Consider the following 20,104-nt stretch of genomic DNA (forward strand, 5'->3'; position numbering starts at 1 on the left):
CACCTGACCGGCCGCTGTGTGCTGCTGGTGTCCACCAACTACGCGCCCGAGCACACCGGCATCGGCCCGTACGCCACCCAGCTCGCCGAGCACTGGGCGGCCCGCGGCGCCGACACCCACGTCCTCGCGGGCATGCCGCACTACCCGTCCTGGCGGCTCGACCCCGAGTACGCGGGCTTCTGGCGGACCACGGAGAGACGCGGAGGGGTCACCGTGCACCGGCGCAGACACACCGTGCCCGCCCGCCAGACCGCCGTGCGCCGGGCCCTGTTCGAGGCCTCCCTGCTCGCCCACCAGCTCGCCGCGCCGCCCCGGATGCCCCGCCCGCACGCGGTCGTCGCGCAGATGCCCAGCCTGGCGGGCGCGGTGGCCGCCGCGCGGATCGCGCGCCGCCACGGGGTTCCCTTCGTGCCGGTCGTGCAGGACCTGATGGGCGCCGCGGCCGCGCAGAGCGGCATCAGCGGCGGCGACCGGGCGGCCGCGGTGGCGGCCCGCGCCGAGCGGTACGCGCTGGGCCGGGCCACCCTCGTCGGCGTGATCCACGACAGCTTCCGGCCCCGGGTGGAGGCGATGGGCGTCGACCCGTCCCGCATCCGGCTGGTGCCCAACTGGTCCCACGTGGCCCGTCCTTCGCGCCCGCGCGCCGAGACGCGGGCCCGGCTCGGATGGTCCGGCGACCGGCCGGTGGTGCTGCACTCCGGCAACATGGGCCTGAAGCAGGGCCTGGAGGTCCTCGTCGACGCGGCCCGCCTGGACCCCGGCGTCGACTTCGTGCTCATGGGCGACGGCAACCAGCGCGCGGCCCTCCGTGAGCGGGCCGGCGACCTGCCCAACCTGCGCTTCCTGCCGCCCGCGGAGGAGGCGGACTTCCCCGACGTCCTCGCCGCCGCCGACGTCCTCGCGGTCACCCAGCGGGCCTCCGTGCTCGACATGAGCGTGCCGTCCAAGCTCACCTCCTACTTCGCCGCCGGGCGCCCGGTCCTCGCCTCGGTCGCGGCCGAGGGCGGCACGGCCGACGAGGTGCGCCGCTCGGGCGCCGGCGTGCTGGTCCCGCCGGAGGACCCGGCCGCCCTGCTGAAGGCGGTACGGGACCTCGCGGCGGACGCCGCCGCCGCGGACCGGCTGGGGTCCCGCGGCCCCGCGTACGTGGACGAACGGCTCAGCCGCGCGGCCGGCCTCGGCCGCCTGGACGGCCTGCTCGCCGAGGCACTGGAACAGGGCACCACCGCGCACGAAGGAGCGGCACGCGCATGAACGAAGAGGCACGCGGGCAGCAGGACGAGCCGGAGCTCCTGCGCGACCAGGTGCAGCAGGTCCTGCGGCACCGCGTCCTGGTGGCCGGCGGCCTGATCGCGGGGCTGCTCGCCGGGGGCTGGTTCGCCTTCGGCTCGGCACCGACGTACGAGTCCTCCAGCGAGGTGCTCGTCCGGGCGGCCACCATCAACCCGTACGCGGCGAGCGGGATCTCCGTCGACAAGCAGGTCAACATCGGCAGCGAGCGGCAGACGGCCGCCGGGAACGCGGTGGCCGCGCGCGCCGCGCTGAAGCTCGGCCGGGGCCCGGCGGACGTCGGTGACCTGCAGAGCCATCTTCAGGTCACCAACCCGCCGGACACGCTGGTGCTGAGGTTCAGCTACGTCGCCGGCAGCCCGCGGGCGGCCGCGCGGGGCGCCAACGCCTTCGCCGGGGCCTACCTCGACTACCGCGAGAAGCAGACCGCCGGCACCGTCGCCACGATGGTCAAGGGCTACCAGAACCAGCTGAACCCGCTCGCCAAGCAGCGCGAGGACCTGCTGAAGCAGATCGACCGGCTCCAGGGCGACACCGAGAAGAGCACCGTGCTGGCCGCCCAGGCCAATCTGCTCAGCCAGATCACCCAGCTCACCAACAGCATCAGCGAGCTCAAGGCACTGGACACCACGCCCGGTTACGTCACCGTCACCGCCGAGCCGCCCACCGGCGCGGAGGGCCTCGGCACTCCGCTGCTGATCGCGCTGGGCGGGGTGGTCGGCCTGGCCCTCGGCCTGCTCGGCGCCTGGCTGCGGATGATCTTCGACCCGGCGGCCCGCTCCGCGGAGACCGTGGCCCGCGCGCTGCGCGCCCCCGTGCTGGGCGCCCTGCCGAAGGCGCCCGAGGAGCCGCTTCTCGCCCCGGACGGCGCCCTCGCCGAGCAGTACCGTTCGGTGGCCTTCCGGCTGGCCTACGACCGGCACTTCGCCGACCGCCGGCGGCTGCTGGTGGTCGAGCCGAACGGCGAGGGCACGACCGCCGCCGCCGTCGCGGTCAACCTCACCGCCTGCTTCGCCGAGACCGGCATGTCGGCCCTGCTCGTCGAGGCCGACCTGCGCCGCCCCGGGCTCGACGGGCGGCTGCCCGAGGCGCCCGGCGCACGCGCCGGATGGGCCAACGGGCGCACCGCCGAGGGCAATCCGTGGCCCGCGGGCCGGCACATCACGGTGGACGCCGGGGAGTCCGGCACCTTCGAACTCGTCCCCGGCACCCGGGTGCCGCACGTGGCCCGCACGCTCACCTCCGCGGCCACCACCCGCCTCATCGACCAGGCCGACGCCCCGAACACCACGGTCGTCGTCCTCGCCCCGCCCGTGCTGTCCTACGCCGACGCGCTCGCGCTCGTCGACCGCGTCGACGGTGTCGTCGTCGTGTGCGACCCGCGCACCACCGCGCGGACCGCGCTGGAGCGCGTCCGCGAGCTGATCGACGGGGCCGGCGGCCAGGTGCTCGGCGCCGTGCTGCACCCGGCCGGAAGCGCGCGCAAGGGCCGCCGCCGGGGTGCCGGTGCCACCGCCGCCCCGGCCCGGGCGCGGGCGCTGCCCACCGAGACCGTCACCCGGGACACCCTGACCTCGGGCACCCGGTGAGGACGCGCACGGCCGTCCTGTGCTCGGTCCTCGACCAGGCGGTGAGCGCGCTCACCAACATCGCCGTCCTGGTCCTGGTCGCCCGGCACAGCGAGGCCGGCACCTTCGCCGTGTTCGCCACGGCGTACGTGGTCTTCACCGTGCTGCTCGGCGCCTTCGGGGCGTACGTCGGCCAGGAGCTGGTGCTGCACCGCGGTGAGCCGGAGACCCTGGGGCGGGCCTGCCGCGGCGCGGCCGCGTTCACGGCGAGCGCCTCCGCGGTGCTGGGCGCGCTGCTCGCGGGCGGCTCCGCCCTGCTCTCCCCGGACGCTGCGGTGTACGGGGCGCTCGGTCTCGTGCTGCCGGTGACGCTCACCCAGGACACCCTGCGCTACTGCTTCTCCGTGCTGCGCAGACCGCACCTGGCGCTGGCCACGGACCTGCTGCGGCTGGGCGCCGCGCTGCCGCTGCTGGCGGCGCAGCCGGGCGGCGCCTCCGCCGCCCGCGCCACCCTGGTGTGGGGCCTGTCCGCGCTGCCCGCCCTGCTGCTGGCCCTGGTCCTGCTGCGGCCCTACGTCCGGGGCGCCGGCACCGACCTCCGGCGCTACGTCGGCCGGGGCCATCTCGGCCGCCGCTTCCTGGTCGAGTTCGGCGTCGGCAACGCCACCAGCCAGCTCGCCGTCCTCGCCCTCGGCCTGTTCGCGACCCCGCTCGCGGTCGGCGCGCTGCGCGGCGCGACCACCCTGTTCGGGCCGCTGAACGTGGCCTTCAACGCGGCCACCGGATTCGGCCCGCCGCTGCTCGGCCGGCACCCCGCGCCCCGGCGCGCGGCGCTGGCCGCCGGCGGGGCGCTCACCGCCCTCGCCGCCGCATGGGCGGCCGTGCTGTACGCGCTGCCCACCCGCTACGGCCGTCAACTCCTCGGCGACACCTGGGAGTCGGCGGCCCGGGTCCTGCCGGCCACCGGCGCCCAGTACGCGGCGATGGCGTTCGGCGTGTGCGGGCTACTCGCGCTGCGGGTGCTCGCCCCCCGCACCACCCTGCCCGTGCAGCTGGTGTTCTCGCCGGTGTCCGCCGGGCTGCTGCTCGCCGGGTACGCCTGGGCCGGGGTCGAGGGCGCCGCCTGGGGCCTGTGCGCGGGCTCGGTGCTCAAGGGCGCGGCGGCCTGGCTGCGGGCCGTGCGGGCGCCCGGCCGGCCCGCGGCCGTCAGTGCAGCTGCCGCCACCGCTCCGGACGCAGTGTCGTGATCAGCGCCAGGCACAGCACCCCGATCGCGATCCGCCCGGAGGCCTGCAGCAGCGGGCCGCGCAGCAGGATGAAGGAGTAGCCGGCCACCAGGGGCACGGCGAGGGTGAGGATGCTCGCCGGTCCGGCACGCACCACCCGGTGCGCGTAGCGCCGGTCCACCCGGGCTGCCACCCAGCCGATCAGCCCGAACCCGGCGACCATGCCCACCGCCCCGAAGTCCAGCCACAGTTCGGCCCACAGCGGGGAGGAGCGGTTGGTGTTGGCCGCCGCCATCCACTCGCTCACCATCACCCCGGTGTCCCGCGGCTTCGCCGTCCACACCGACCGGGGCACGAAGAACAGGGCGGAGCCGGTCAGCTGGCGCCCGTAGGTGTGGCCGTTGCCCGCGTCGGCGTACGTGATGGTGTTGGCGAACATCGCCATCTGGTCGTAGTCCTTGAGCACCAGCGGGTCGAGGACCGACGACGTCCGGGCGGCGGCGGGGGTGTTGGCGCTGTCGTAGCGGAACCGGTCGGCGAACGGGAAGATCAGCACGGCGGCGGCGACACCCAGCGACAGGGCCGCCCGGTACATCGCGGGGCTCTGCGGGAAGACGGTGAACAACAGGGCCAGCAGGACGGTCAGGAACCAGTAACGCGGGTTGGAGATCGGGTTGTTGACGATCGCGTTCAGACCGGTCAGGGCGGCCAGCGTGAGCCAGGGCAGCGGGCGCCGGCGGGCCCTCGGCGAGGTGATCAGCCAGCGGGTCACCACCATGAGCGCGAGCAGCGCCGGGACCGTGCCGAAGCCGCGCAGCATCGCCGTGCCCGCCTGCGAACCGCCGTCGCCCACGCCGCTGCTGTCGATCGACTGGGTGATCTCCATCCGGCTGGCGAAGAACACCCCGAGCCCGCCGAGCTTGACCACGAACAGCCCGCTGCCCGCGAACGCCAGCGCCACCAGGACCGCCAGCCGCCGCCGCGCCACCGTGGCGGGCCGGAACACCGTGCGCGCGGTCGGCCGCACCCCCGGCCGCACCAGCAGCGCCCCCGCGTCGAAAGCGGCGCACGCCACCAGCACCAGCCCGACGGCCAGCGCCAGGTCCGACCGCGAACCGGCCACCGGCACCGGGTACTTGCCCATGACGGCCTGGGCGAGCGGGGCGATGCCCATGGCCATGTAGACGAACAGCCAGAAAGTGCCCTGCAGCAGCTTGCGGTGCCGGCCCAGGATCATCGCGGACAGCCGGGCCCCCGCGTAGACGGTGAGGACCAGTTGCAGCCAGTACGCCTGGTCGCGCAGGCCCGCGCCCTGGCGCAGGGTGACGAACGCGGGCAGCAGTACGGTCAGCCCCAGGACCAGCGGCAGGGCCAGCACCCGCCGGAGGGCCCCGCGCCGTGAACCGCGCCGCGCCTCGGCCGGGTCGGTGCGCAACGGCCTTACGCCAGCCGGTGATCCGGCAGCCGGTGTTCCCGCCGCCATAAGCCCCCCTCCGCCCTTCGTTCACAGAGTCTACGGATTCGTGTGCGAGCCGAGGGGGGAATCCCTAGGGTGGAGCGCGGAGGAGGGGGAACTCTTGCGCGATCTGCGAACGTTCACACTGTCCGGCTACGACAAGGGGCGCGGGATCGTCGCCCAGGCACTGTGGTTCTGCGTGCTGAACACGCTCTTCATGGCCTGGTTCTGCCCGGCCCGGCTGCGCGTCGCGCTGCTGCGGGCCTTCGGCGCGAGGATCGGCGAGGGCGTGCTGATCCGGCACCGGGTCCGCGTGCTGTGGCCGTGGAAGCTCACCGTCGGCGACCACACCTGGATCGGGGAGGGCGCCTGGCTGCTCAACCTGGAGCCGGTCACGATCGGCGCCCATGTCTGCGTCTCCCAGGAGGCGCTGCTGTGCACGGGCAGCCACGACCACCGCACCACCGACTTCCGGTACCGCAACGCACCCATCCGCGTCGAGGACGGCGCGTGGATCGCGGCGCGGGCCACGGTGCTCGCGGGCGTGACGGTGGGACGGCACGCGGTGGTGTCCGCGGGCACGGTCCTCGCCCGCGACCTGCCCGACCTGACCCTCCACACGGCGCAGGGCACCCGCCCGCTGAAGGAGCCCGTGCGGGACCCGGACGCGAAGGAGCGCACCCCGTGAGAGCCCTGCACGCCGTCACCCTGCACACGCCCACGCAGGCCTTCGGCGGCCCGGTCCGGGTCGCCGTCAACCTCACCGCGGGCCTCGCCGCCCGCGGCGTCGACAGCCGTATCGTCGCCCTCGGCTCCGGCTTCGACGGGCCGCTCCCGTCCGACGTGGACGGCCGCCCCGCCCGCCTCTACCCGGCCCGCCGCGTCCTGCCCGGCGCCGGCTTCAGCGGGATCACCTCGCCGGCTCTGCTGGCCGGCGCCCGCCGCCTGGTGCGCGCCGCCGACGTCGTCCACGTGCACCTCGCCCGCGACCTGGTCACCCTGCCGGTCGCGCTGGCCGCGCTGAGCGCCGGCCGGCCGCTGGTGGTGCAGACCCACGGCATGGTCGACCCCAGCGACAAGATCCTCGCCAGGCTGCTCGACGCGGTGGCCGTCCGCCGCGTGCTGCGCCGCGCGGACGCGCTCCTGCATCTGACGTCGTACGAACGCAAGGCCCTGGACGCCGTGCTGGGCGGCACCGATCCCGGCAACCACGTACGGCTGGTCAACGGCGTGCCCGCGCAGGAGCGCCGCCCCCGCCCGGACGGGCCGCCCCGGCTGCTCTACCTGGCCCGGATGCAGGCCCGCAAACGTCCCGCGGACTTCGTCGCCGCCGCCCCCGAGGTGCTGCGCCGGCACCCCGGTGCCCGCTTCGTGCTGGCCGGGGCGGACGAGGGCGAGCTGGACACGGCGCTGAAGCTGGCCGCGTCCCTCGGCGTCGCGGGCTCCGTCGACTACCTCGGCACCCTCGCCCCGGGCGCCGTCCTCGGCGAACTGCGCCGCAGCCATGTGCACGTACTGCCCTCGGTGGACGAACCGTTCCCGATGTCGGTCCTGGAGGCGCTGTCGGTGGGCGTGCCCTCGGTGGTCACGCCGACCAACGGGCTCGCCGACGACCTCGCCCGTTCCGGCGCCGGCCGCGTCGCCCGCACCCCGGACCACCTCGCGGGGGAGATCCTCTCCCTCCTGGACCCGGACGCCAACGACCGTGCCTCGCAGGCGGCTTGGCAGCTCTCCCGTACGTCCTTCTCCCTGGACGCGGTGACCGACCGCCTCCACACGCTGTACGGCTCCCTCTCCCGCCCCTGACGCCCGCACCCGCGTGCGGGCACCCGCCGGACACGGTCCGCGCGGGCCCCGAGCGGGTGTGACGGGACGGCCGGGCACCGCCGTACGTCCGTCATGTGGGGGCCGCCGGGCGGCGGCCCCCACGGTGGGACGGGTCAGGCGCGGGCCCAGGCGTAGCACCCGGTGGACGTGAAGGTCCTGGTGCCCTTCCGCACGGTGATCGTGTGCGTGCTGCCGCCGGCGCCGTCGAGGGACCAGGAGCAGTCCTTCGACGGGGTCAGCGCCCGGTAGGTGCCCGGTGCCGGAGCGGTGTGGGTGCCGTCCGGATAGCCGCCCCGGGTGGCCGCGACGAGCGGCTTCAGATCCGGGCAGAGGCCGTCCACGGCGGCCTCGGCCCCCTTGATGTCACCGGCGATGACCGCGCCGACGGCCGCATCCCGGTCGATCTTGGCCGTGTACGCCAGCCGGTCGCAGGTGTCCTGCCCGGCCTGCAGGATCGCCGCCGGATCGGTGCCCTCGGGCACCCGGCCCGCCAGGTACTTCTTCTCCTTCTTCGTGAACGACCCCGTGGCCGGAGTGATCTTCCCGTCGGGCACGGTGTGCCGCGGGCCCCGCGCGGCGCCGCCCGCCGGCGCCTTGCCGGACGGCGTCGCCGCGGGAGCGCCGGCCGCCGGGGCGGACACCGCCGGAGCGGCCGTGAGCGGGGTGCCGCTCCCGGCCGCCGCGGGGCGCGGCCCGCCTCCGCCCGAGCTGCCGCAGGCGGCTAGCAGCGGCAGGAGGGAAAGTACCGCGAGCGCACTTCTCTTCATGAAGCGCCCGTCCCGAGCTTGTAGTGGGCGAGCACCTGACTCGACGACAGGACCTTGCCGTACACAGCCACCTCGTCGATCAGGCCGGTGTAGTACCGGCTCGTCGGCTTGCTCGTCCAGGAGTCGAGGTTGTCACCGCCGACCCGCCAGTAGCCCGAGCCCGGCTCGTTGCCCGTTACGAGGGGGTTGGAGGCGCGCAGCGAGCCGTCGACGTACAGCTTCATGCCGTCGCCGCCCTCGGTGGCGACCACGTGGTGCCACTTGCCGTCGTTGTACGCCTGCAGGGTGCTGATGGTGCGGACCGACCCGGGGTAGACGCCGAAGACGAGCTGCCCGCCGTTGGTCATGTAGACGTGCTTGTCGTAGCGGTTGGAGACCAGCTGCACCTTGTTGGCGAAGCCGATGAGCTTGCCGCCGCTCGTGGACGTGGTCTTGAACCACAGCTCCAGCGAGAACGCCGACGGAGCGCTGTGCAGCTTGTCGCTGTACGTCCACTCGCTCTGCGAGCCCGTGTAGCCGACCGACGAGCCGGACCCGGCCGCCGCGTCGGCGACCGCCTGGCTCGGCGCGTTCCAGTGCACACCGCTGTCGTCGCCGCTGGAGCTGTCGGCCGCGTACGCGCCCGACGTCTCGTTGAAGCGCCAGTACAGCGATGCGCCGTCACCGCGGACGGCCGAGGGGTACGCGGCCGCGGCGGACGCCACCTGCACCGACTGCGCGGCCGACTTGCCGGAGGTGTTGGTGCCGTCGGAGGCGCTGATCCGGTACGAGTGGGTCTCCCCGGCCGCCACGTCCGGGTCCGTCCAGGTCAGCTGCGGGCGCGACCACGGCAGCGAGGACGCCGGGATCTCCTGGACCGGGGTGGTGCCCCCGTCCTTGTAGATCCGGTACGTCAGGTCGCTGTCGTCGGTGTCGTAGCTGGAGCGCCAGTGGACGGCGACCTTGCCGGGATCGAGGCTCTCCACCCGCACCTGCGGCACGGTCGGCGCGCCGGTGTCCGGGCCGGAGGAGACCCGGGCCAGGGACTGCTGGGCGGTGCCGTTGACGGTGGTGAACTCGCCGCCCACCCACAGGTAGTCCGTCCCGCTCTTGGGGGCGAGGGCGAACACGCGCGGGCCGATGCCCTCGCCGATGCCGTCGTTGGTGTCCGGGGCCCAGCCCACCAGGTGCGGGTCGTCCACGCCCTCGGCGAGCAGATGGCGGCGCTGTCCGTCCGGGTACTCGCCCATCGAGGAGCAGTCGTGCGCGTGCGAGGCGCTGTAGACGAGGCCCTTGTAGAGCTGCAGGGCCTGGGTGGCTCCCAGGCAGGTGTCGCGCCAGCGCTGCGCGAAGGTGTCCGGCTCGAACGCCGTCCGCCCGTCGAACACGCCGCCGCCGGTGCCCTCGTTGGCGGTGTAGACGCCGGTGGCGTCGGCGGTGATGTCCTTGACGACGGAGGTGTCCGGGAAGAAGCCCCGCGGGTACGCCCGGGTCACCGCGCCGCTGGTGGCGTCGGTGATGGCCAGGGCGTGCGAGTCGCTGCCGTTGACGGTGAAGAAGTCGCCGCCGACGGCCACGTGCTGCCCGTCCGCGGTGACCTCCACCGCCCGCCCCGGAGCGTCCGCGTTCGCGGTCCAGGAGGTGAGGTCGCCGCCGGTGTCGACGGCGGCGAACCGCTGCCGGGTGCTGCCGTTGACGCTGGTGAAGTCGCCGCCGAAGTACACCGTCGAGCCGGTCACGGCGAGCGCCCGCACGGTCGCGGGGACCGAGGGACGGAAGTCGGAGCGGGGCGTGCAACTGGCGATGTCGATGGCGACGAGGCTGCTCGCGCCGACACCGTTGACGGCGCCGAAGTACCCGCCGGCGTACAGAGTTCTGCCGTCCGGGGACACCGCGAGCGCCCGGACCGTGGCGGTACCGCTGCCGACGGTGAAGGACAGCGAGCAGCCGGTGGGCGCGCCGGTCGCCGCGTCGAACGCGGCGAAGTTCACCGCCGACCGCTCCGCGGCGTCCCCGGCGTCGGTGCCCCCGGGGCGGATCGCCGAGAAGGTGCCCCCGGCGAACACGGTGCCGTCCGCCTGGGCGAGGGCGTACACGACGCCGTTCGTCTGCCAGGTGGAGAGGTCGTCGGCGGTCAGGGACACCGGCGGAGTGAGCGCGCCGGCGTCGGTGGCGGTGAGCGGCAGGCAGAGCAGCGGAGCGGCGCACGCGACGGCGAGCGCGGTGAGGCTCCGGCGGTGTCTGGACCTGCGGCCGGGGAGTCCGGGCTGTTTGGATCTGCGGTGCATTCCTTCTCCTAGCCGTGCGAGTGGGTGGTACGTGGTGCTGCGTGGGGGGCGTCCCTGGGATGTGTGGGGTGGGGTGGGGTGGGGGAAGCGGCGCGCGTGGGGCGGCGGGCAGCCGTGCCTCAGCGGTCCACGCGGACGGCGGTGCCGGCCAACTCGTCCTCCAGTCGGGCCACATCGGCGTCGACCATGATCCGGGCCAGTTCCCGCACCCTCACCGAGGGCTTCCAGCCGAGGAGTTCGCCCGCCTTGGAGGCGTCCCCGATCAGCGCGTCGACCTCACTGGGCCGCTCGTACTTGGGGTCGTAACGGACGAACTCCGTCCAGTCCAGGTCCGCGTGGGAGAAGGCGACCTCCAGGAACTGCCGGACGCTCGCCGCCTCGCCGGTCGCCACCACGTAGTCGTCGGGCCGGTCGCGCTGGAGCATCCGCCACATCGCCTCGACATACTCGGGCGCGTAGCCCCAGTCGCGCACCGCGTCGAGGTTGCCGAGGTAGAGACGGTCCTGCAGACCGGCCTTGATCCGGGCCACCGCACGCGTGATCTTGCGGGTCACGAAGGTCTCGCCGCGGCGCGGGGACTCGTGGTTGAAGAGGATGCCGTTGACCGCGAACATGTCGTACGCCTCGCGGTAGTTGACGGTCGCCCAGTAGCCGAAGACCTTCGCGCAGCCGTACGGGCTGCGCGGGTGGAACGGCGTCCGCTCGTTCTGCGGGGGAGGGGTCGCGCCGAACATCTCCGACGACGAGGCCTGGTAGAGCCGGGTCTCGATGCCGCTGGCCCGTACCGCCTCCAGCAGCCGGATCGTGCTGAGGCCCGTGACGTCCCCCGTGTAGAGCGGAGCGTCGAAGGAGACGCGGACGTGGGACTGCGCGCCCAGGTTGTAGACCTCGTCCGGTCTGAGGTCGCGCAGCAGGTTCACCAGCGCCACCCCGTCCGAGAGGTCGGCGTGGTGCAGGACGAAGGACCGTTCCGGCTCGTCGGGCCCCTGGTAGATGTGGTCGATCCGCTCGGTGTTGAAACTCGACGAACGGCGGATCAGCCCGTGCACGGTGTAGCCCTTGCTCAGCAGCAGCTCCGCGAGATAAGAGCCGTCCTGCCCGGTCACCCCGGTGATGAGTGCCGACTTGCCCATGCAGTACCCCCTCCGACGCGACCAACGGGTCGCGTTTTCCTATGAATTGACCTGACTTCCCGTGGAACGTCCCACGGGCCCGCCGGCCGCTGGCACAATCCGCGCATGACAGCTGACGCTTCGCTCAAGCCCACGACCCCGTTGCTCCCGCGTCCGGCGCGTGTGTTCGTCGCCGGTCACCGCGGCCTGGTCGGGTCCGCGGTGGCCCGCCGGCTCCAGACCGACGGGCACGAGGTGGTCACCCGCGGCCGGGAGCAGCTCGATCTGCGCGACGCGGCGCGCACCGAGGCCTTCCTGCGTGACGTCCGTCCGGACGCCGTCGTGCTGGCCGCCGCCAAGGTGGGCGGCATCATGGCCAACAGCACCTCTCCGGTGCAGTTCCTGGAGGACAACCTGCGCATACAGCTGAGCGTCGTCGCCGGCGCGCACGCCGCCGGGGTGCCGCGGCTGCTGTTCCTCGGCTCGTCCTGCATCTACCCGAAGCTCGCCGAGCAGCCGATCCGTGAGGAGTCGCTGCTCACCGGCCCGCTGGAGCCGACCAACGAGGCCTACGCCATCGCCAAGATCGCCGGCATCACCCAGGTCCAGTCCTACCGCCGCCAGTACGGCGCCTCGTACGTCAGTGCCATGCCGACCAACCTCTACGGCCCCGGCGACAACTTCGACCTGGCCACCTCGCACGTGCTGCCGGCCCTCGTCCGCCGCTTCCACGAGGCCCGCGAGACCGGTGCCCCCGAGGTCGTGCTGTGGGGCACCGGAACCCCGCGCCGCGAGTTCCTGCACGTCGACGACGTCGCCGCGGCCTGCGCGCTGCTGCTGGAGCGCTACGACGCCGACACCCCGGTCAACATCGGCTGCGGCGAGGACCTGCCGATCAGCGAACTGGCCTCGATCGTGCGGGAGGTGACGGAGTACCAGGGCGAGATCGTCTGGGACACCGGCAAGCCCGACGGCACACCGCGCAAGCTCCTGGACGTCTCCCGCCTGACCGCCCTCGGCTTCAAGCCCGCCGTCTCCCTGCGCGACGGCATCGCCTCGACCTACGCGTGGTGGCTGGAGCACCGGCACGGAACCTGACCGCCCCGCTCCGGGGCCCCGTCCGGCGGCCGGGGCCCCGGAGCGGCTGCGAGGAGCCGTGACCGGGGGGTGGACGCGGTGCGCGGCCACGGCCCCGGCAGGACTTCGACGCGCGGCCGCGCCTCCGGTTCGGGTGCGGCTCGTGGCCGCGCCTCCGGTTCGGGTGCGGTTCGTGGCCGTGATTCCGGAGCGGGTGTGGCGTGCGGCCGCGATCTCGGGGCCGGCCGGGTACGCGGCCGCGGCTCCGGATCGGGAGTGGCCTACGGCCGTGACGTCAGCGCCGGTTGGGCGCGCGGCCCTCCCCCCGGGCCGGGTCGGGCGCGTGCCCGGGGACCCGGCGCCGGCGCGCGGGGCGTGCGGCGGCCCGGAAAGGGTGCGGGGCACCGGCCGCCCCCTCAGTACGCCCCGCGGCCGTCGACGACGGCGCGCAGGGTACGGGTCATGATCTCCACGTCGGTGGCGACCGACCAGTTGTCGACGTACCAGAGGTCGAGCGCGACCGTCTCGTCCCAGGACAGGTCCGACCGCCCGCTGACCTGCCACAGCCCGGTCATGCCCGGCTTGACGGCCAGCCGCCGCAGCTCCGTCGGGCTGTAGTGGGCCACCTCGTCGGGCAGCGGCGGACGCGGCCCAATCAGGGACATGTCACCCCGAAGCACGTTGAGCAGTTGCGGCAGCTCGTCCAGGGACAGCCGGCGCAGCACGGCGCCGAGCGGTGTGACCCGGGGATCGCGGCGCATCTTGAACATGTGCCCGTCGTGCTGGTTGGCCCCGGAGCGCGTGAGTTCGGCCCGGTGGGCCTCCGCGTCGGCGACCATGGTGCGGAACTTCCACATGGTGAACGGCCGACCGCCGGCCCCGCAGCGCGTCTGCCGGTGGAAGGCAGGCCCCGGCGACGAGCCGCGCACCGCCAGCGCCAGCGCCCCGAACACCGGGGACAGCACCAGCAGCCCGAGCGCGGCCCCGAGCCGGTCGAGCAGCGACTTCAGCCACGGCTGCCCGAACTGCTGGGCGGGCGGGGTGACCTGAAGAACCGTCAGTCCGGCCGCCGTGGTGGGCCGCACCCGTGCCTCGGCGACCTCCGTGAGACCCGGCACCACCGCGAGCTGGAGCCCGGCGCCGTGCAGCGCCCAGCCCACGTGCCGCAGCCGCTCGCCGGTCATCCGCAGGCCCGGCGCGACCAGGGCCACGTCCGCGCCGGAGTCCGCCACGGCCCGCAGCACCTCGTCCGCGTCCTGCACCTCGTCCGCGGCGGTGTCCGCCAGCCGGCCCGCCACCGGCATCCCGCACCGCACGGCCCGGTCGCCGACCGGCACCACGCCCACCACCACGTACGCGTGGTCGGTGCGCGAGGCGAGCCGTCCGACCACATGGTCCACCGCGGCCGGCTCGCCCACCACCAGCGCCCGGCGCACCGCGCGTGCCTCGCGCCGCTGCCGGTTCAGATGGAGCTTCGTCATCGGCGCCACCGCCGCCGCGGTCAGCAGCCCCGGCACCAGCGCGGCCAGCGTCAGGCTCGGCCGCGGCCCGTTCTCCACACCGGAGAGGATCAGCGCCAGCGCCAGGACCCCGGCCAGCAGCACCCAGTCGCGTAAGGCGGCCAGCACGCCCCACGACTCCCCGAGGCGCTGGACGGCGTAGCGGCGCCGCATCGCCCGGATGGCCGTCCACACGGCCGCGCCCAGCAGCCCGCCGACGAGCGGCAGGTCCCGGCCGTCGGCTTCCAGAGCCACGGCCAGCGGGCCCCCGATCCCGCAGGTGTCGGTGAGCACGGCGAGCGGCCGGTACCAGCGGGCCTTGCCGTCCCCCGGCCGGTGCCCGCCGGCCGGGCCGTCACCCATTCGGTCCCAGTCGGACGTACCGCCGTCCGTCCGGTGCCGGTGGGCCGTGCCATCACCCGTTCGGCCTCTTCGCCGAATCGTTTCCCCGTCGAGTCCGTTCGTTCCGGTCGTTCTGGCCGTCCGCGTCGTCCCGGTCCCGTTCCCGGACGCCTGAGCCCCCGGTTCCCCGGCAGACTCCGACACGCCGACATCCCGCATGTGCCCCCCAGCCATACGTCGCCGTCACGGGCCCGTCCGTCTCCTGCCGTTCCCCACCGAACGGACGTGCCCAAGTGATCGAGGACCCTATGGCACAACTGCGCACGCTCACTGGCGTTTTCGAGAAATTCATAGGAATCCGGTGAAGAAGTTCACAACTGGCCTTCACGCCACGGTCACGTGATGCTGGGTGAAACCACCCCGAAACAGACGGCCGACCGCGAGCGTCCCGCCCGAGGGGTGGTGGGTCCACCCGGTATCGGGTACATACGATCCAGTAGGACCGGTCAGTAACGTACAGCCCCCAGATCCCTATTCGCGGCGAGGTGAGCCTCATGCCCGCACCAACGAGCAACCGGCCCAGCGTCACCGAGCGTGAGGCCCGCCAGGTGGCGGAGGCCGCCCGGGAGCAGGACTGGCGCAAGCCCAGCTTCGCCAAGGAACTGTTCCTCGGCCGCCTGCGGCTGGACCTCGTCCACCCGCACCCGCTGCCCGCCGACGAGGACGCCCAGCGTGGCGAGGAGTTCCTCGCGAAGCTGCGCGACTTCTGCGAGACGAAGATCGACTCGGCCCGCATCGAACGCGACGCGCGGATCCCGGACGAGGTCATCACCGGGCTCAAGGAGCTCGGCGCCCTCGGCATGAAGATCGACACCAAGTACGGCGGCCTCGGCCTGACCCAGGTCTACTACAACAAGGCCCTGGCCCTGGCCGGCTCGGCGAGCCCCGCGATCGGCGCCCTGCTCTCCGCGCATCAGTCGATCGGCGTACCGCAGCCGCTGAAGATGTTCGGCACCCAGGAGCAGAAGGACACCTTCCTGCCGCGCTGCGCCCGCACCGACATCTCGGCCTTCCTCCTCACCGAGCCCGACGTGGGCTCCGACCCGGCACGCCTGGCCACCTCGGCGGTCCCGGACGGGGACGACTACGTCCTCGACGGGGTCAAGCTGTGGACGACCAACGGGGTGGTTGCCGACCTCCTCGTCGTCATGGCGCGGGTGCCTAAGTCCGAGGGGCACCGAGGCGGCATCACCGCCTTCGTCGTCGAGGCCGCCTCCGAGGGCGTCACGGTCGAGAATCGCAACGCCTTCATGGGCCTGCGCGGCATCGAGAACGGCGTCACCCGCTTCCACCAGGTCCGCGTCCCGGCCGCGCACCGCATCGGCGAGGAGGGACAGGGCCTGAAGATCGCCCTGACCACCCTGAACACCGGCCGGCTCTCGCTGCCCGCGATGTGCGCCGGGGCCGGCAAGTGGTGCCTGAAGATCGCCCGCGAGTGGTCGGCGGCCCGGGAGCAGTGGGGCAAGCCGGTCGCCCTGCACGAGGCGGTCGGCTCGAAGATCTCCTTCATCGCGGCCACCACCTTCGCGCTGGAGGCCGTGCTCGACCTCTCCTCGCAGATGGCCGACGAGAACCGCAACGACATCCGCATCGAGGCCGCCCTCGCCAAGCTCTACGGCTCCGAGATGGCCTGGAAGATGGCCGACGAGCTGGTCCAGATCCGCGGCGGCCGCGGCTTCGAGACCGCCGAGTCCCTCGCGGCCCGCGGCGAACGCGCGGTCCCCGCCGAGCAGATGCTGCGCGACCTGCGCATCAACCGCATCTTCGAGGGCTCCACCGAGATCATGCACCTGCTGATCGCGCGCGAGGCGGTCGACGCGCACCTGTCGGTCGCCGGCGACCTCATCGACCCCGGCAAGTCCCTGTCGGACAAGGCGCGGGCCGGCGCCAACGCCGGTGTCTTCTACGCCAAGTGGCTGCCGAAGCTGGTCGCGGGCCCGGGCCAGCTCCCGCGCTCGTACGCCGAGTTCCACCCGGCGGGCCACGTCGACCTCTCCACGCACCTGCGGTACGTCGAGCGTCACGCCCGCAAACTCGCCCGCTCCACCTTCTACGCCATGTCCCGCTGGCAGGGCCGGATGGAGACCAAGCAGGGCTTCCTGGGCCGGGTCGTCGACATCGGCGCCGAGCTGTTCGCGATGAGCGCCGCCTGCGTCCGCGCCGAACTCCTGCGCGGCCAGGGCGACCACGGACGCGAGGCCTACCAGCTCGCCGACGCCTTCTGCCGCCAGGCCCGCATCCGCGTCGCGGAACTCTTCGACCGGCTGTGGACCAACACCGACGACGTCGACCGCAAGGTCGTCAAGGGAGTCCTCGGCGGCGCCTACGAGTGGCTGGAGCAGGGCGTCATCGACCCCTCCGGCGACGGCCCCTGGATCGCGGACGCCGCCCCCGGCGCGAGCCGGCACGAGAACCTGCACCGCCCCATCCCGTAGCAGCCCCCGCACCCCGCCCCCTCGCGGTCACCACCGCCCCCGCCCCCGGGCCGCCCCGCCACGGGCGCCGGGGGCGGCCCGGTGCCGGCGGCGCCCGCCACCCTCCCGGGGGACGCGCTGTCCTCCCGGGCCGCGGATGCGGCCACAATGGGGGGATGAGCGACAGCCCATCCCCTCTCGCCGACCCGCACCTCGTCTTCGACCCCGTCGCCGGAGACGGCCCCAAGGACGTGGTGATCCTCGGTTCCACCGGGTCCATCGGCACCCAGGCCACCGACCTCGTGCTGCGCAACCCGGACCGTTTCCGGGTCACCGGACTCTCCGCCAACGGCGGACGGGTCGGCCTCCTCGCCGAGCAGGCGTACCGGCTCCGCGTGCGGACCGTCGCCGTCGCCCGCGAGGACGTCGTACCGGCGCTGCGCGAGGCGCTCGGCGCGCAGTACGGGACGACGGAGCCGCTCCCCGAGATCCTCGCCGGACCGGACGCCGCGACCCTGCTCGCCGCCTCCGACTGCCACACGGTCCTCAACGGCATCACCGGCTCCATCGGTCTCGCCCCGACCCTCGCCGCCCTGGAGGCGGGCCGCACCCTCGCGCTCGCCAACAAGGAGTCGCTCATCGTCGGCGGCCCGCTGGTCAAGGCCGTGGCCAAGCCCGGCCAGATCATCCCGGTCGACTCCGAGCACGCCGCCCTCTTCCAGGCCCTCGCCGCCGGAACCCGCGCCGACGTGCGCAAACTCGTCGTCACCGCCTCCGGCGGCCCCTTCCGCGGCCGGACCAGGGAGGAGCTGGCGGACGTCACCGTCGAGGACGCCCTCGCCCACCCCACCTGGGCCATGGGCCCGGTGATCACGATCAACTCCGCCACCCTCGTCAACAAGGGGCTGGAGGTCATCGAGGCGCACCTGCTGTACGACATTCCCTTCGACCGCATTGAGGTCGTCGTGCACCCGCAGTCGTATGTCCACTCGATGGTTGAATTCACGGACGGATCGACACTCGCCCAGGCGACGCCCCCCGACATGCGCGGGCCCATCGCCATCGGCCTCGGCTGGCCCGAACGCGTCCCCGACGCCGCGCCCGCCTTCGACTGGAGCACCGCCTCGACCTGGGAGTTCTTCCCTCTCGACACCGAGGCCTTCCCCTCGGTCGGCCTCGCCCGGCACGTGGGCGGGCTCGGGGGCACCGCCCCGGCCGTGTTCAACGCGGCGAACGAGGAATGCGTCGACGCGTTCCTGCGCGGAGCGCTGCCCTTCAACGGGATCATGGACACCGTGACACGAGTGGTCGAGGAGCACGGCACACCCAATACGGGAACTTCCCTGACCGTGCCGGACGTCCTCGAAGCGGAGACCTGGGCCCGGGCCCGGGCCCGCGAACTGACAGCGCAGACGGCGACCGCGGAGGCGCGTGCATGACGTCCCTGATGATGATCCTCGGCATAGTCGTCTTCGTGATCGGCCTGCTGGTCTCCATCGCGTGGCACGAGCTGGGGCATCTGTCCACCGCCAAGCTCTTCGGCATCCGCGTGCCCCAGTACATGGTCGGCTTCGGCCCGACCGTCTGGTCGCGGAAGAAGGGCGACACGGAGTACGGCGTCAAGGCCGTTCCGCTCGGCGGCTACATCCGCATGATCGGCATGTTCCCGCCGGGTGAGGACGGCCGGATCAGCGCACGCTCCACCTCGCCCTGGCGCGGCATGATCGAGGACGCCCGGTCGGCGGCCTTCGAGGAGCTCCAGCCCGGCGACGAGTCCCGCCTGTTCTACACACGCGCTCCGTGGAAGCGGATCATCGTGATGTTCGCGGGCCCCTTCATGAACCTGATCCTCGCCGTCGCGCTGTTCCTCACCGTCCTCATGGGCTTCGGCCTCCAGCAGCAGACCACCACGGTCAGCTCCATCTCCCCGTGCGTCATCGCGCAGAGCCAGAACCGCGACACCTGCAAGAAGTCCGACCCCGCCTCCCCGGCGGAGGCCGCCGGCATGAAGCCGGGGGACAGGATCCTCTCCTTCGACGGGGTGCGCACCGAGGACTGGAACACGCTCTCCGACCGCATCCGCGTCAGCGCGGGCAAGGACGTCCCGATCGTCGTCGACCGCCATGGCCGCGAGCTGACCCTGCACGCCAGGATCGCCACCAACCAGGTGGCGAAGAAGGACTCCAGCGGCGCCTACGTCCAGGGCCAGTACGTCAAGGCGGGCTTCCTCGGCTTCAGCGCGGCCACCGGCGTGGTCAAGCAGGACTTCGGGCAGTCCGTGACGTGGATGACCGACCGGGTGGGCGACGCCGTCGACTCCCTCGCGGCACTGCCGTCCAAGATCCCCGCCCTGTGGAACGCGGCCTTCGACGGCGCCCCCCGGGCGCCCGACTCCCCGATGGGCGTGGTCGGCGCGGCCCGCGTCGGCGGTGAGATCTTCACCCTGGACATCCCGCCCAGCCAGCAGCTCGCGATGGCCGTGATGCTGGTCGCCGGCTTCAACCTCTCCCTGTTCCTCTTCAACATGCTCCCGCTCCTCCCGCTCGACGGCGGGCACATCGCGGGCGCCGTGTGGGAGGCCCTGCGCCGGCAGGTGGCCAGGGTCCTGCGGCGCCCGGACCCGGGCCCGTTCGACGTGGCCAAGCTGATGCCGGTGGCCTACGTGGTGGCCGGGATCTTCGTCTGCTTCACCCTCCTCGTCCTGATCGCGGACGTGGTGAACCCCGTGCGCATCTCGTAGTCACGCGGCGTTCGTGGCGGCCGGGCAGGGTTCCTGCCCGGCCGTCTTCCATTGAGTGGGTTTGCCGGGCGGGATGTGCTCGGGCGACCCGCCGTGCCGTAATCTCGAAGCCTGGAGCCCGCTGCTGACGGGGCCGGATCCTGATCCACGACTTGGGGTTGCACAGCAGATGACTGCGATTTCTCTCGGCATGCCGTCCGTTCCGACCAAGCTCGCCGAGCGCCGCAAGAGCCGGCAGATCCAGGTCGGATCCGTGGCGGTCGGCGGGGACGCGCCGGTGTCGGTGCAGTCGATGACGACGACGCGTACGTCGGACATCGGTGCGACGTTGCAGCAGATCGCGGAGCTGACGGCGTCGGGGTGTCAGATCGTGCGGGTGGCGTGTCCGACGCAGGACGACGCGGACGCGCTGGCGACGATCGCGCGGAAGTCGCAGATCCCGGTGATCGCGGACATTCA

15 protein-coding genes are annotated in these 20,104 nt (G+C 73.4%); 10 read left to right on the plus strand and 5 right to left on the minus strand.

The annotated features are described in order from the left end of the window. The first annotated feature begins 24 nt into the window (after nucleotides 1–24). Genes ACIQ9G_RS31620 through ACIQ9G_RS31630 form a run of 3 tightly spaced genes read left to right on the plus strand, consistent with a single transcriptional unit; the run spans nucleotide 25 to nucleotide 4,105 of the window. Nucleotides 25–1,254, plus strand: a complete 1,230-nt coding sequence (locus ACIQ9G_RS31620; RefSeq protein WP_403616470.1) for a glycosyltransferase — start codon at nucleotides 25–27, stop codon at nucleotides 1,252–1,254. Next, a complete protein-coding gene (locus tag ACIQ9G_RS31625) occupies nucleotides 1,251–2,879 on the plus strand; it encodes a lipopolysaccharide biosynthesis protein (RefSeq protein WP_403616415.1) in 1,629 nt (542 codons plus the stop codon). Before ACIQ9G_RS31620 ends, ACIQ9G_RS31625 begins: the two co-directional genes overlap by 4 nt. Continuing rightward, on the plus strand, nucleotides 2,876–4,105 hold the full coding sequence (locus tag ACIQ9G_RS31630; protein ID WP_403616418.1) for a hypothetical protein: 1,230 nt from the start codon (nucleotides 2,876–2,878) through the stop codon (nucleotides 4,103–4,105). Before ACIQ9G_RS31625 ends, ACIQ9G_RS31630 begins: the two co-directional genes overlap by 4 nt. Here the strand turns inward: ACIQ9G_RS31630 and ACIQ9G_RS31635 are convergent. Then, entirely contained in the window at nucleotides 4,065–5,567 is a 1,503-nt protein-coding gene (locus tag ACIQ9G_RS31635) for a hypothetical protein (RefSeq protein WP_403616421.1), read from the minus strand. The genes ACIQ9G_RS31630 and ACIQ9G_RS31635 overlap by 41 nt on opposite strands. 94 nt (nucleotides 5,568–5,661) lie before the next feature. Here ACIQ9G_RS31635 and ACIQ9G_RS31640 point away from each other — a divergent pair, with 94 nt between their 5' ends. Both ACIQ9G_RS31640 and ACIQ9G_RS31645 read left to right on the plus strand, forming a co-directional pair. Continuing rightward, nucleotides 5,662–6,228 (plus strand): WcaF family extracellular polysaccharide biosynthesis acetyltransferase, encoded by a 567-nt coding sequence (locus tag ACIQ9G_RS31640; protein WP_403616424.1) that lies wholly within the window; start codon nucleotides 5,662–5,664, stop codon nucleotides 6,226–6,228. After that, nucleotides 6,225–7,346, plus strand: a complete 1,122-nt coding sequence (locus ACIQ9G_RS31645) for a glycosyltransferase (RefSeq protein WP_403616427.1) — start codon at nucleotides 6,225–6,227, stop codon at nucleotides 7,344–7,346. The genes ACIQ9G_RS31640 and ACIQ9G_RS31645 overlap by 4 nt, the downstream gene beginning before the upstream one ends. 134 nt (nucleotides 7,347–7,480) lie before the next feature. On the opposite strand, the gene ACIQ9G_RS31650 is transcribed toward ACIQ9G_RS31645, so the two are convergent. The 3 genes from ACIQ9G_RS31650 to gmd form a co-directional block, all read right to left on the minus strand. Further along, nucleotides 7,481–8,134: a hypothetical protein gene (locus ACIQ9G_RS31650; RefSeq protein WP_403616430.1), complete on the minus strand. Its 654-nt coding sequence runs from the start codon at nucleotides 8,132–8,134 to the stop codon at nucleotides 7,481–7,483. Next, nucleotides 8,131–10,401: a LamG-like jellyroll fold domain-containing protein gene (locus ACIQ9G_RS31655; protein WP_403616433.1), complete on the minus strand. Its 2,271-nt coding sequence runs from the start codon at nucleotides 10,399–10,401 to the stop codon at nucleotides 8,131–8,133. The genes ACIQ9G_RS31650 and ACIQ9G_RS31655 overlap by 4 nt, the downstream gene beginning before the upstream one ends. A gap of 119 nt (nucleotides 10,402–10,520) precedes the next feature. Beyond that, nucleotides 10,521–11,534, minus strand: a complete 1,014-nt coding sequence (gene gmd, locus ACIQ9G_RS31660) for a GDP-mannose 4,6-dehydratase (RefSeq protein ID WP_403616436.1) — start codon at nucleotides 11,532–11,534, stop codon at nucleotides 10,521–10,523. A 105-nt stretch (nucleotides 11,535–11,639) separates the two neighbouring features. On the opposite strand from gmd, the gene ACIQ9G_RS31665 reads away from it, so the two are divergent. Then, nucleotides 11,640–12,611 (plus strand): GDP-L-fucose synthase family protein, encoded by a 972-nt coding sequence (locus ACIQ9G_RS31665; protein ID WP_403616439.1) that lies wholly within the window; start codon nucleotides 11,640–11,642, stop codon nucleotides 12,609–12,611. A gap of 395 nt (nucleotides 12,612–13,006) precedes the next feature. Here ACIQ9G_RS31665 and ACIQ9G_RS31670 read toward each other — a convergent pair whose 3' ends face one another. Next, nucleotides 13,007–14,452 (minus strand): sugar transferase, encoded by a 1,446-nt coding sequence (locus ACIQ9G_RS31670; protein ID WP_403616442.1) that lies wholly within the window; start codon nucleotides 14,450–14,452, stop codon nucleotides 13,007–13,009. 533 nt (nucleotides 14,453–14,985) lie between these two features. On the opposite strand from ACIQ9G_RS31670, the gene ACIQ9G_RS31675 reads away from it, so the two are divergent. From ACIQ9G_RS31675 to ACIQ9G_RS31690, 4 genes are all read left to right on the plus strand, one after another. Continuing rightward, nucleotides 14,986–16,926, plus strand: a complete 1,941-nt coding sequence (locus ACIQ9G_RS31675) for an acyl-CoA dehydrogenase family protein (RefSeq protein WP_403616444.1) — start codon at nucleotides 14,986–14,988, stop codon at nucleotides 16,924–16,926. A gap of 155 nt (nucleotides 16,927–17,081) precedes the next feature. Continuing rightward, nucleotides 17,082–18,344, plus strand: coding sequence for a 1-deoxy-D-xylulose-5-phosphate reductoisomerase (gene dxr / locus ACIQ9G_RS31680; protein ID WP_403616445.1), 1,263 nt, complete (start codon nucleotides 17,082–17,084; stop codon nucleotides 18,342–18,344). After that, entirely contained in the window at nucleotides 18,341–19,645 is a 1,305-nt protein-coding gene (locus tag ACIQ9G_RS31685; RefSeq protein ID WP_403616447.1) for a M50 family metallopeptidase, read from the plus strand. Before dxr ends, ACIQ9G_RS31685 begins: the two co-directional genes overlap by 4 nt. Nucleotides 19,646–19,814: 169 nt before the next feature. After that, a partial coding sequence (locus ACIQ9G_RS31690; RefSeq protein ID WP_359471226.1) for a flavodoxin-dependent (E)-4-hydroxy-3-methylbut-2-enyl-diphosphate synthase occupies nucleotides 19,815–20,104 on the plus strand: 290 nt, incomplete at its 3' end.

Source organism: Streptomyces sp. NPDC096152, assembly GCF_044763235.1.
Classification (GTDB): domain Bacteria; phylum Actinomycetota; class Actinomycetes; order Streptomycetales; family Streptomycetaceae; genus Streptomyces.

Coding starts and splice junctions, on each gene's coding strand:
- ACIQ9G_RS31625 (WP_403616415.1), top strand. CDS start 1,251: ATGAACGAAGAGGCACGCGGGCAGCAGGACGAGCCGGAGCTCCTGCGC.
- ACIQ9G_RS31635 (WP_403616421.1), bottom strand. CDS start 5,567: ATGGCGGCGGGAACACCGGCTGCCGGATCACCGGCTGGCGTAAGGCCG.
- ACIQ9G_RS31650 (WP_403616430.1), bottom strand. CDS start 8,134: ATGAAGAGAAGTGCGCTCGCGGTACTTTCCCTCCTGCCGCTGCTAGCC.
- ACIQ9G_RS31655 (WP_403616433.1), bottom strand. CDS start 10,401: ATGCACCGCAGATCCAAACAGCCCGGACTCCCCGGCCGCAGGTCCAGA.
- gmd (WP_403616436.1), bottom strand. CDS start 11,534: ATGGGCAAGTCGGCACTCATCACCGGGGTGACCGGGCAGGACGGCTCT.
- ACIQ9G_RS31665 (WP_403616439.1), top strand. CDS start 11,640: ATGACAGCTGACGCTTCGCTCAAGCCCACGACCCCGTTGCTCCCGCGT.
- ACIQ9G_RS31670 (WP_403616442.1), bottom strand. CDS start 14,452: ATGGGTGACGGCCCGGCCGGCGGGCACCGGCCGGGGGACGGCAAGGCC.
- ACIQ9G_RS31675 (WP_403616444.1), top strand. CDS start 14,986: ATGCCCGCACCAACGAGCAACCGGCCCAGCGTCACCGAGCGTGAGGCC.
- dxr (WP_403616445.1), top strand. CDS start 17,082: ATGAGCGACAGCCCATCCCCTCTCGCCGACCCGCACCTCGTCTTCGAC.
- ACIQ9G_RS31685 (WP_403616447.1), top strand. CDS start 18,341: ATGACGTCCCTGATGATGATCCTCGGCATAGTCGTCTTCGTGATCGGC.